Genomic DNA, 4,901 nt, shown 5'->3' with positions numbered 1-4,901 from the left:
CGGGCGACCGTGGACGGTCGCTCCTACGGATTTTATTCGCGGATTGACGTAGGGGCGGGTCTGGCGACCCGCCCGTTTTATTTTCCGTCTTGCGATGAATGTAGGGCGGCCCCGTAGGACAAGTCCTCTGCGGGCCGCCGCTTAAACCCTCACCCCGTCCCTCTCCCTAAAAGGGGGAGGGGGTCTATTTACTTCCCCACGCAGAAGGTGGAGAAAATTTTGGTCAAAACCTCCTCGTCGGTCACCCGGCCCAGGACCTCCTCCAGCGCCCGCCGGGCCTCGGCGATTTCCACCGCCGCCGCGTCCCAGATCGAACCATCCAGGGCCTTTCGAGCCTCGGTCAGAGAGTGAATAGCGCGGCTTACCCCGTCCGCCTGACGCGCCGAGGTCAGCGCCGCGTCCATGTCCGGCGGGGTGATTCGGGCGGCCATTTGATCACGAAGCTCACCCAGCCCCCGGCCCGTTTTCGCCGACACGGCCAGAACCCGCTCCGACGGCAGTCCCGTTTCTCCGGCAAGACGCTGAACGGCCGATGAAATTTGACCCTCCGCCGCCAGGTCGGATTTATTGACCAAAACCAGCGTCGGCGTCCGTGGAATTTCCTCCCCCGCCCATCCGGGAACGGCCGGGTCGCCCGCCTCAACGACGAGGAGCAGCAAATCGGCTGCCCCGGCGGCCAGGGCGGCCCGCCCGGCGGCCAGGGCGGAAATCTCGTCGCGGAAAAGCTCCGGCCGCCCCGCCGTGTCGTAGAGCGTTACGGAAATATCTCCCAACCGAAGCTCGCCGGAGAGGGCGTCGCGGGTGGTGCCCGGCGTGGGGGTCACCAGCGCCGCCTCGGCCCCCAAAAGGCGGTTGAAGAGGGAGCTCTTGCCGACGTTCTCCGCCCCGACCAGGACGACGGCCGCGCCGGAGATGGCCGCCCGGGCGAAGGCCGCCGTCCCGGCCAGGTCGTTCAATTCCTCCCGAATCCCGTAAATCCCCGCCGAAAGCTCCGCGCCGCTCGTGGGCGGCACGTCGTCGGGGTAGGCCAGCTCAGCCTCCAGCCGCGCCGAGAGGTCGAGGAGACGACCGCGCAAGTCGCCGATTTTTTTCGACAGGGCGCCGCCGAGCTGGCGCTCCAACAGCCTCACACCGGCCGCCGACCGCGCGTCGGCGAGCGCCCCCACCGCCTCGGCCTGCAAGAGGTCCAATTTCCCCGCCTCGTAGGCCCGCCGGGTGAACTCTCCCGGTCCGGCCGGCCGGGCGCCGGATTCCACCGCCAGCTCCACCAGCCGCCGGGCTATCGTCCCGCCGCCGTGGCAGCAGAGCTCCACCGCGTCCTGGCCGGTGTAACTTTTAGGCGCCTCGAAGCGCACGCAGGTGAGCCGGTCCAGGACGCCCCCGACGCCCTGGGCCCGGGCGGCGAAGTTGTGCCGCGCCGGCTTTTTCCGCGGGTCGGGGCGGATGAACGCCGCGCAGATTTCCGCCGCGCGCGGGCCCGAAAGGCGCACCACGTCAAGCGCCCCCCGGCCCGGCGCCGTGGCCACCGCCACGATGGTGTCTTTCGACGAATGCTCCACGCCGCCGATTATACCCCACGACCCTTTGCACCTGACAAATCCACCCCCGTTAAGCTACACTTTCGAAAATCGTTCCCCTTCCCGGAGGCCGACCATGCCGGACAGAAAAACCGTTTTGTGCATAGTCTGCGCGCTTTTAGCAATCGGCGCGCTGGCGCCCGCGCTGGCCACCCACGCCACGGGCCTCGTCTTCGCCGAGGAGGACCGCTACCGCGCGATCCCCCTGGCCTCGCCGCCGTTGATGGGCGAGCTGCCGGTGAGCGCCGACCTCTCGCGCTACTTCCCCACCCCGGGCGACCAGGGCGAGCAGTCCTCCTGCGTCGGCTGGGCCTCCTCCTACGCCGTCAAGAGCTACCAGGAGTGCGTCGAGCGCGGCTGGGACCTCTCCGACACCGACCACGTCTTCAGCCCCTCCTACATCTACAACCAGATAGCCTACCCGCCGGGCAACCGCTTCGGCGGATGCAGCTACATTGACGCCTTCAACATCCTCACCGAGCAGGGCACGGTGCCCGTCTCCAGCTTCGAGTACGACCAGTATGACTGCTCGCGGCAGCCCTCGGCGGCTCTCAAATCCTCCGGCAACCCCTACCGCATCGCCACCTGGCGCCGCGTCAACGTCATGGACACCGTGGAGATGAAGGCCCAGATTACCAGCGGATTCCCGGTCATGCTGGGCGTCATGGTTGACGACGGCTTCGAGACGCTCGGCGCGGGCGAGACCTACACCTCATACTCCGGCTACTCCACCGGGGGCCACGCCGTGGTCGCCGTGGGCTTCGACGACAACAAAGGCGCGTTCAAGATTTTCAACTCCTGGGGCACCGGCTGGTCCGACAAGGGCAAGGGCTGGGTATCCTACGACGCCCTCAAGGCCATAGTCGTCGAGGGCTACGTCTGCCAGGACCTCATCATCAACACCCCGCCCGACGTCACCTACGTCGAGCCCGATGTGACCGAGCACCCGGAGACCACGACCGTCAAGTACGTCGAGGACTACGAGCCCACCCCGACCCAGACCGTCACCAACACCGACATCTACGTGTCCAAGGATTCACCCTACGCCGAGGTTTACGCCGCCGACGTGGCCTTCGACATCTACACCCCGGACGGGCTGGGGATGGTGGTGAACCTGGGCGGCGGCATCTACAACTGCGCCGGCGGGCAGGGCCAGTTACTCTTGTCCTTCACCTTCTCCGACGGCTCGCCCCTGTGGGCCAACCACGCCGCCTTCTCCGACATCTACGGGGAGGTGGCGGCCTACACGGTCGTGTTCGACATCCCGTACCAGAACCTGGACGTGTCGGGCACGCAGCTCTACATCCCGTACTGGGCGCTGAACATGGCGCAGGGGTCTTTCGAGCTGGCGGTGACGCCGCACGTGTACGTCAACGGGTTCGACGCGGGCGTCGGCGAGCCGTACTACTTCCACTACACGCAGTACTAGCAACGCGGGGCGTTGCATCCCGGTTCCGCGGACTTGATTCGGAGGGATTCGAGGGATTATCTCCGCGAGCTAGACCTTGTTCAAAACGGGAGGACCAGGAAGCCTCCCGTTTTTTTGTTTTCAGTGGAAGCAGCGGGGCGGTGTAGGGCGGCCCTTCAACGGGCCGCCGCGTCCCCCTCGCCCTCCGGGAGAGGGGGTAGGGGTGAGGGCCACCATTGAAAATAACGGGCCGACCTGAAGGTCGGCCCCTACGTCATCGCAGCCGGGGTGAAGGGTGAAGCTACCGCGCTATAACCACCCGCCGGGTGAGGGTCCCGGAATCGGTCGCCAGCCGGGCGAGGTACACGCCCGGCGGGAGCGCCGAGGTATCGTAGGAAATATCATGCCGCCCGGCGGCCATCTCCCCGTCGAGAACCGTCGTCACCCGCCGCCCCGAGAGGTCGTAGAGCGCAATTGTAATTGAGCCGTTCTCGGGTAGCGTGTAGTCAACCGTGAACAAACCGCTCGCCGGGCTGGGGTAGATTGATAACGTAAGCTCCCGCGCCGCTCCGGGGAAGTTCACCGGCTCTGTCGGCCCGAAACGTGAGACCATCCCGTCCTCCTCGGTTGCCTCCAGCCAGTAGCGGTACTCGCCCCCCGCTTCAACATCGGCATCCAGCCAGCTGGCCGCCGTTCCGGGAAGCGCGCCGGATACGGTCTCCGGTTCGTTATCCCCCACCGAGCGCAGAACGGTAAAACTCGCCGGTGCGTCGCCGGTTATCGTCCAGCCGACCAGCACGCCCTCGTCGCAGGTGTTCGCGGAAACCTCCGCATCCTCAACTGCCGGCCCGCCTTCCCAGTAAGCGTATTTTAGATTATTGTTGTTTTCGTCGTAGTACGAGATGTGCGGGTTACCGGAGGAGTCCAACGCCAGGGAGGTGTACCAGCCTACGTCTCCCACGGTCTGGATCCACCAAGAGCTACCGTTCCAGCGGGCGTATTTTAGATCATCGTTGTCCCAGTCGTGATACGAGATGTGGGGGTAGTCGTTGGAATCCAATGCCAAAGAGGTGTACCGGCCTACACTCCACGTCGAGTCCACGGTCTCAATCTGCCAGGCGGCACCGTCCCAGCGGGCGTATTTTAGACAACCGTTGGTCCAGTCGTGATACGAGATGTGGGGGCGACCGGAGGAATCCAGCGCCAGGGAGGTCCACAAGCCTACGTCTCCCACCGTGTCCACGGTCTCTACCTGCCAAGAGCTACCGTTCCACCTGGCGTACATGAGATCGAGGTATCCATAGGAGATGTGGGGGTAGCCGGAGGAGTCCAGCGCCAGAGAGGTGTACCTGTCTACGAAACCCGCCGAGTCCACGGTCTCGATCTGCCAAGAACTACCGTTCCAGCGGGCGTATTTTAGATCATCGTTGGTGCTGTCCCAATACGAGATGTGGGGGTAGTCGGAGTCATCCAGCGCCAGGGAGGTGAACCAGCCTACGTCTCCCGCCGAGTCCACGGTCTCGATCTGCCAAGAGCTACCGTTCCAACGGGCGTATTTTAGATCACTGTTGCCGCAATACGAGATGTGGGGGCGGTTGGAGGAATCCAGCGCCAGGGAGGTGTACGAGCCTCCCGCCGAGTCAACGGTCTCAATCTGCCAGGCGGCGCCGTCCCAGCGGGCGTATTTGAGATCAGCGTTGCCGTTATACGAGATGTGGGGGTTACCGGAGGAGTCCAGCGCCACAGAGGTGCACTCGCCAACGCGATCCGCCGAGTCCACAATCTCGAAGTGCCACTCGCCGGCGGAGGCCGCCCCGGCCAGCGCCAGCGCGAAAACCACGCAAAAAAGCCTCTTCATCGTAGCCTCATTTCACTTAAATACGTTTCAATCCACTTGAACGGTTAAACCTGGGAAG

At 64.8% G+C, this 4,901-nt stretch carries 3 protein-coding genes; 1 reads left to right on the top strand and 2 read right to left on the bottom strand.

Annotated elements, in window-relative coordinates:
• Positions 1-188: 188 nt before the first annotated feature.
• The gene (gene mnmE / locus VM054_03355; protein HUT98089.1) at positions 189-1,559 is read right to left on the bottom strand and encodes a tRNA uridine-5-carboxymethylaminomethyl(34) synthesis GTPase MnmE; all 1,371 of its coding nucleotides are present in this window, start codon (positions 1,557-1,559) and stop codon (positions 189-191) included.
• A gap of 94 nt (positions 1,560-1,653) precedes the next feature.
• On the opposite strand from mnmE, the gene VM054_03350 reads away from it, so the two are divergent.
• Positions 1,654-3,006 (top strand): C1 family peptidase, encoded by a 1,353-nt coding sequence (locus VM054_03350; protein ID HUT98088.1) that lies wholly within the window; start codon positions 1,654-1,656, stop codon positions 3,004-3,006.
• 280 nt (positions 3,007-3,286) lie between these two features.
• Here the strand turns inward: VM054_03350 and VM054_03345 are convergent, their stop codons facing one another.
• The gene (locus VM054_03345) at positions 3,287-4,843 is read right to left on the bottom strand and encodes a T9SS type A sorting domain-containing protein (GenBank protein HUT98087.1); all 1,557 of its coding nucleotides are present in this window, start codon (positions 4,841-4,843) and stop codon (positions 3,287-3,289) included.
• Positions 4,844-4,901 lie beyond the last annotated feature (58 nt).

It is taken from the genome of bacterium (assembly GCA_035528375.1).
Taxonomy (GTDB): domain Bacteria; phylum RBG-13-66-14; class RBG-13-66-14; order RBG-13-66-14; family RBG-13-66-14; genus RBG-13-66-14.
The sequence above is the reverse complement of the archived record's forward strand: the minus strand, read 5'-3'. Positions and strand labels throughout refer to the sequence as shown.

Excerpts from the sequence above, each read along its gene's own strand:
- VM054_03350 (HUT98088.1), top strand. The coding sequence starts at position 1,654 with ATGCCGGACAGAAAAACCGTTTTGTGCATAGTCTGCGCGCTTTTAGCA.
- VM054_03345 (HUT98087.1), bottom strand. The coding sequence starts at position 4,843 with ATGAAGAGGCTTTTTTGCGTGGTTTTCGCGCTGGCGCTGGCCGGGGCG.